The sequence below is a fragment of the Flavobacterium sp. genome, from assembly GCF_036405015.1.
Lineage (GTDB): Bacteria > Bacteroidota > Bacteroidia > Flavobacteriales > Flavobacteriaceae > Flavobacterium.
This window is the reverse complement of the sequence record NZ_DASWYK010000022.1, coordinates 1-5,858: the sequence shown is the minus strand read 5'-3', so window position 1 is coordinate 5,858 and position 5,858 is coordinate 1. Positions and strand designations below refer to the sequence as shown.

The window sequence follows — 5,858 nt, the reverse complement described above, 5'->3', positions numbered from 1 at the left end:
ATAACACACCGACAAATAATCGGGAAAATTGGGTAATGATGTTTTTCATGGGGTAAGGTTTTTTCTGCCACGAATTACACGAATCTTCACGAATTAATTTGTGGAAATTTGTGTAATTTGTGGCTAAATATTATTTAATTGGATTAAGTATTAAAGCAAAAACAGAATAATTAATCATGTCCTGATAGTTGGCATCGATACCTTCAGAAACCAAAGTTTTTCCTTTGTTGTCTTCAATCTGTTTAACGCGTAATAATTTCTGCAAAATTAAATCGGTTAGGGAACTCACGCGCATATCGCGCCAAGCTTCACCGTAATCGTGATTTTTAGCTTCCATTAAATCTTTAGTCAATTTTACTTTAGCATCATATAATTCAGTTGCTTTTTCAACATCAAGATCTGGCTGATCTACAACGCCAAGCTCTAACTGAATCAAAGCCATAATAGAATAATTGATGATTCCGATAAATTCTCCTTTTTCGTCTTCATCAACTTTACGGATTTCATTTTCCTGTAAACTTCTAATTCTTTGCGCTTTTATGAAAATCTGATCGGTTAGTGATGGAAGTCTCAAAATTCTCCATGCACTGCCATAATCTTTCATTTTATTGATATACAATGTTCGGCAAATCGCGATAACATTATCAAATTCTTGGGAAGTATTCTTCATTTATATGCTGTATATTTGCTAAAATTTCTTCAAAAATAAGGAAAAATTAAAGAGTTTCAAGTTTCAGCTTTCAAGTTTTTCTAAACAAATTGTTAATGGGAGAAACTTAAGAATTATAAAAATAGTTTCAGGTTTCAGGTTTCAAGTTTCATGTTAACACAGATTGCGTTAGTGCTAGAACTTGAAACCTGAAACCTGAAACTTGAAACAAAAAACAAAAACAATGACAATTAACTGTAAAGGCCGTTTGATTGATTTGGAAATCCCGAAAGTAATGGGAATCTTGAATGTTACCCCAAATTCATTCTTCGACGGCGGAAAATATAAAAACGAAGACGAAATCACTTCGCAAGTAGATAAAATGCTTTCAGAAGGCGCAACTTTTATTGATATTGGTGCCTACTCAAGCAAACCAAGTGCCGAATTTGTAACCGAACAAGAAGAAATCGACCGTATTGTTCCTGCCATAGAATTGATTTTAAAGCATTTTCCAGAAACGTTACTATCAATAGATACTTTTAGAGCCGAAGTTGCAAAAGCAAGTATAGAAAGTGGCGCTGCAATTATAAATGATATTGCCGCGGGAGAACTTGACGAGAAAATGTTTGAGGTAATTGCACATTACAACGTTCCCTACATTATGATGCACATGCGTGGCAACCCGCAGACAATGCAGAGTTTGACGCAGTATGATGACATTGTCAAAGAAATGATGTTCTATTTCTCAGAAAAAGTAAAAAAAGCAAGAAGTTTAGGAATCAACGATTTGATTTTGGATCCTGGATTTGGTTTTGCCAAAACAACTGATCAGAACTTTGAAGTAATGCAGAAAATGGAACTTTTCAATGTTTTAGAATTACCCGTTTTAGCAGGAATTTCAAGAAAATCGATGATTTATAAAACGCTTGGTAATACGCCTCAAGAAGCTCTAAACGGAACGACTTTCTTGAATACTATTGCTTTGACAAAAGGAGCTAAAATTCTTCGCGTTCATGATGTGAAAGAAGCGGTGGAATGTGTTACTTTGTTTGGTAAAATGAGTTTTTAATAATATCTAAACAATAGAATTGTCATTCCTCCGAATGACAAATTTTACATAAAATAGTTATCTAAAAAATATGAAATACCTATCTATACTTATACTTTGTCTTCTATTTTCATGCGGAAAAAAAGAAGACGTTTTATTGCCAAAATCAAATGTTACGATTGTAAAAGAGGTACAAGATCATTCACCAATTTACATTTTCTTTAAAGTTGAAGGAAAAGATACAATTGCAGATTTAAATCGTAAAAATGCTATTATTTCAACTAATTGGATTGTCAATGTAGACAAACGTTTGCCATTAAAATTGGCAATTCCTGAAGTAATTAAAATGCAGGAAAAAAAGCGAACTGAAAAAATGCATCAAAACGAAGAATCTGAAAACTACTATTCTTATGCAGATTCTATCGGAAAGAATTTAGCTTTTCTGCCTTTCACGAAAGTATTTTATAAAATGGAAAAACCTACTCCAGGAAGTTTTGTAGTTTACTTTAAAAAAGGAAAACAACAGGTTTTTATGGGAAATCAGGAAATAAAAATCTCAGAAATACTAAAACAATTTTACAGTATAAAATTTGAAAAAGTACCAGATTTGGTCTTTTTATTTGATAAGAATATGAGTTATGAAGAATATATTCAATATAAAATTTTACTTCAAAAAGAGGTAACTCACAACCTTGATAAACTTCCAGTAGAATTTATAAACTAGGAACTCATTTCAGTAATAAACTGAGACTAAAAAATGCGACTGAATACTAATTTTATTGATGATGATAAGGTTCATTTCGCAAAATCGTAAATCCGCGGTACAATTGTTCGATAAAAAATAAACGAACCATTTGATGCGAGAATGTCATTAGCGAAAGCGAAATTTTTCCTTGCGCTTTTGAGTAAACTGTTTCTGAAAATCCGTAAGGACCGCCAATTACAAAAACAAGTGTTTTTACACCAGAATTCATTTTCTTTTGCAATTCTTCGGAGAAGCCAACGCTGGAGAAAGTTTTTCCGTTTTCATCCAACAAAATCAATTGATCGGTTGGAGAAAGTTTGGAAAGAATCAATTCGCCTTCTTTTTCTTTTTGTTGGCTTTCAGATAAGTTTTTTACGTTTTTGATGTCTGGAATAATTTCCAATTCAAATTTGATGTAAAAAGACAAACGTTTAGTGTAATCGTCAATCAAAGTTTGAAGCGATTTGTTATCAGTTTTGCCTATTGCGAGAAGTTTGATGTTCATAATTTCTTTTGCCACGAATTACACGAATTGGCACTAATTTAATTTAAATTATTTTGCCACAGATTTCACGGATTAACACAGATTAAAAAATCCTTTCGAATCCTTTGAATCTGTGGCAAAAAAAATATTATTTTTTGTTTTCAAAAACAGTTTCAAAGTGCTCTACAATCGGAAACGGTTCGTAATAATGGTGTAAAATCTTTTTCCATTCCAAATACGCTTCAGAAGTTCTAAAACCTACTGTGTGATCTTCTAAAGTATTCCAATCAACCAATAAAAGATATTTGTTTTCAACTTCTATACATTTTTCTAAACGATGTCCCAAATAACCTTCAATTGATGAAATGTATTGACTTGCTTTCGCAAAGTCAGCTTCAAATTGAGAAGCTAATGCTGGTTTTACATATAAAAAGGCGCCCTCTAGAGTCATAATTTGTATATTTTTTTCACGCAGATTAGCTAGATTAATTTTTAGAAAACTTCGCCTCAAAAGCTTTAAAACGATTATCTAAATCTTTAATCAATTGTTTCTTCAGCGAAGCATCTTGAATAAAGCTGTAATTAATGCTGTTGTAAACGTATTTTTTAATCGTTTCGTAATTCACATCAGGATATCTTTTTGCTAGTAAAACATATTGTTCTGTCATGCTACTTCTTAAAATTCCCGCATCATCTGTACTGATCACAATTGGCACATTAAATTCTTTGTAAAGCGTAAATGGATGTCTGTTTTCTTTTACTTTCAAAATGAATTCGTTACTCGCTAAATTAATCTCAATTGGAATATTGTTTTTAAACATGTATTTCAATAAGTCGTATGAATTGGCTTCGTAAGCAATATCAACCCCGTGTCCGATTCTGTTTGCTCCAGCCACATAAATCGCATCATTAATATGCCAAGTCAGTTCTTCTGGCTGAACCAAACCTAAAGTCAATTCGCCTGCGTGAAGCGTGTATTTTACCTCAGGAAATTTAGAGTGGCAATATTTAAACATGACCATGTGCAACCAATAATCTTTCATAGAATTTTCGCCATGTTCTGGAGAAACAATATTTACGCCAGCAATCAATTTACTGTCATTTGCAGAAATGAAAGCGATTGTCAGGTTTTTGAACAAATCTACAGGTTCCATAAAACGAAGCACAAAGTTTTGATAACGCATGGTGAATTTTTCGTCATCTATTTTTAAATCTTTATGCAGTTTTGCTATGAAATTATTGTTGAAATCTAAAGCGTATTTTTTAGCGTCTTTTTGCTGAAGTGATTTATACAATTCATCTAAAAGTTTCAAAGTTGCTTTTTCATCTTTTTGAGCAGAAGCCTGACGCAATTTTGAATTGAAATCAGTCAAATCCGAAACATTCATGTCACACGGAATTGTCGATAATTGTGTTTCAATATAAAGTACATTTTCTGCAATGGCACGTTTTTTCAATTCCAACATTCCTTCTGCAAAATGACCTTTTATGGTTGGTTCGAATTTCATGAAAGAATCAAAGAATTGATCATCAGAAGGAACAGATCCGTTATAATCTTTGATAGACCAAGTTTGCATAACTTGTTGCTGATAATATTCTAATTTGCCTTCGTTTTTTAGCGAAGAAAAAGTCTGCCAGTTTCCTTTTGCGGGTTTTGTTTTAGAAACTGCCATAGTTTCTATATTCAAATAAAAGTCTTCTGCAATTGCTCTTTCTAAAAGCGGTTCTGCATAAACTGATCCTGAAAAATGATGATGTAAATCGCCTCCTTTAGGCATTTGTTGGAAAAAAGCGGTTAAGAGTGCCTCATTATTTCTGATTTTTTCTAAATAACTCTCAGCCGATTGAGAAAAGCCGATTTGTGCTATAAAAATGCAGAAAAGCGTAATTATTCTTGTCATACTCTAAGATTAAATTACGCGCAAATATACGACTTTCTGCGCAATTTTGAAAATGGAATTTTGTTGTGGTGAATTTTTACCGCAAAGGACGCAAGTTTTTTTTACATACTGAAGTAAATATAAACGCAAAGTTCGCAAAGCTTTGCCTAAAAAACTTTGCGAACTTTGCGTAATCCTTTGTGTGCTTTGCGGTTAAAAAAGAAAAGACGCACAGCAGTGCGTCTCTACAATAAACCTTTGTCGCTTTGTAACTTTGAACCTTTGTCCCTTAAGAAAAAAGTACATCACGAATTTCTTCAACTTTATCAAAAACACTTTTCGCGAAAGGACAAAGCGGAATAATTTTTACATTATTAGTTCTGGCATAATCTACTGCAGCTAAAACCAGTTTTTTACCAACGCCTTTTCCATTAAAATCTGGACTAACTTCTGTATGGTCAATAATGAATTTTGAATCTCCTGCCCAAGTATAAGTCATTTTTCCAGCTTCTTTTCCATCTTCGATGGCATCAAAAGAGCCTCTTCTTGTATCGTTTGTTTGTTGAATTTCCATAATTATTTATACTAATGAAGTTTCGATTTTAATTGTGTTTTTAAGTGTTTTATGAACTGGACAACTGTGGGCAATTTTCAAAATACGTTCTTTTTGTGTTGCGTCAACATTTCCTGTAATTAGAATTTTTGTTGAAAATAAAGAAACGGTGTGTTCTTCATTTTTTTCAAAATCTACCCAAATACTAAGTTCTGAGACGTCCCAAGCTTTGCGGTCAATATACATTCGTAATGTAATTAAAGTACACGAAGCTAAAGATGAAGCGAGAAGTTCAAACGGACTAAATCCTAAATTTTTGCCACCTATTTCCTGTGGTTCATCCGAAATAAGGATGTTACCACTTTTAGAGGTTATTTCTGTACGATATTTTCTGGTATCGATTGTTGCTTTAACTGTATCCATAATTATCTGATTCTTGGTTCTGGTAATGGTACAAACTCGGTTTCTCCTGGTACTTTTGGGAAAGTTTGTGCTGTCC

The 5,858-nt window shown here is 32.8% G+C and carries 8 protein-coding genes; 2 read left to right on the top strand and 6 right to left on the bottom strand.

All coding sequences use genetic code 11. The features are described 5' to 3' along the window. Positions 1–130: 130 nt before the first annotated feature. Positions 131–670 carry a DUF1599 domain-containing protein gene (locus tag VGE71_RS02145; protein WP_144213954.1) on the bottom strand — a complete coding sequence of 180 codons (540 nt, stop codon included), beginning with the start codon at positions 668–670 and terminating at the stop codon, positions 131–133. A gap of 223 nt (positions 671–893) precedes the next feature. Here VGE71_RS02145 and folP point away from each other — a divergent pair, with 223 nt between their 5' ends. Together folP and VGE71_RS02135 are read left to right on the top strand one after the other, a co-directional pair. After that, a complete protein-coding gene (folP, locus tag VGE71_RS02140; protein WP_331136824.1) occupies positions 894–1,718 on the top strand; it encodes a dihydropteroate synthase in 825 nt (274 codons plus the stop codon). Positions 1,719–1,788: 70 nt separating this feature from the next. Continuing rightward, the gene (locus VGE71_RS02135; RefSeq protein WP_331136823.1) at positions 1,789–2,421 is read left to right on the top strand and encodes a hypothetical protein; all 633 of its coding nucleotides are present in this window, start codon (positions 1,789–1,791) and stop codon (positions 2,419–2,421) included. 52 nt (positions 2,422–2,473) lie between these two features. Here VGE71_RS02135 and rlmH read toward each other — a convergent pair whose 3' ends face one another. From rlmH to VGE71_RS02110, 5 genes are all read right to left on the bottom strand, one after another. Further along, positions 2,474–2,947, bottom strand: coding sequence for a 23S rRNA (pseudouridine(1915)-N(3))-methyltransferase RlmH (rlmH, locus tag VGE71_RS02130; protein WP_331136822.1), 474 nt, complete (start codon positions 2,945–2,947; stop codon positions 2,474–2,476). Positions 2,948–3,074: 127 nt separating this feature from the next. After that, positions 3,075–3,377 (bottom strand): antibiotic biosynthesis monooxygenase, encoded by a 303-nt coding sequence (locus VGE71_RS02125; protein ID WP_331136821.1) that lies wholly within the window; start codon positions 3,375–3,377, stop codon positions 3,075–3,077. Positions 3,378–3,411: 34 nt separating this feature from the next. Next, positions 3,412–4,827, bottom strand: a complete 1,416-nt coding sequence (locus tag VGE71_RS02120) for an adenosine deaminase (protein WP_331136820.1) — start codon at positions 4,825–4,827, stop codon at positions 3,412–3,414. Positions 4,828–5,095: 268 nt separating this feature from the next. Next, positions 5,096–5,380, bottom strand: a complete 285-nt coding sequence (locus tag VGE71_RS02115) for a GNAT family N-acetyltransferase (RefSeq protein WP_144213944.1) — start codon at positions 5,378–5,380, stop codon at positions 5,096–5,098. A gap of 6 nt (positions 5,381–5,386) precedes the next feature. Beyond that, positions 5,387–5,858, bottom strand: a 472-nt coding sequence (locus VGE71_RS02110; RefSeq protein ID WP_331136819.1) for an OsmC family protein, incomplete at its 5' end; no start/stop codon positions are given.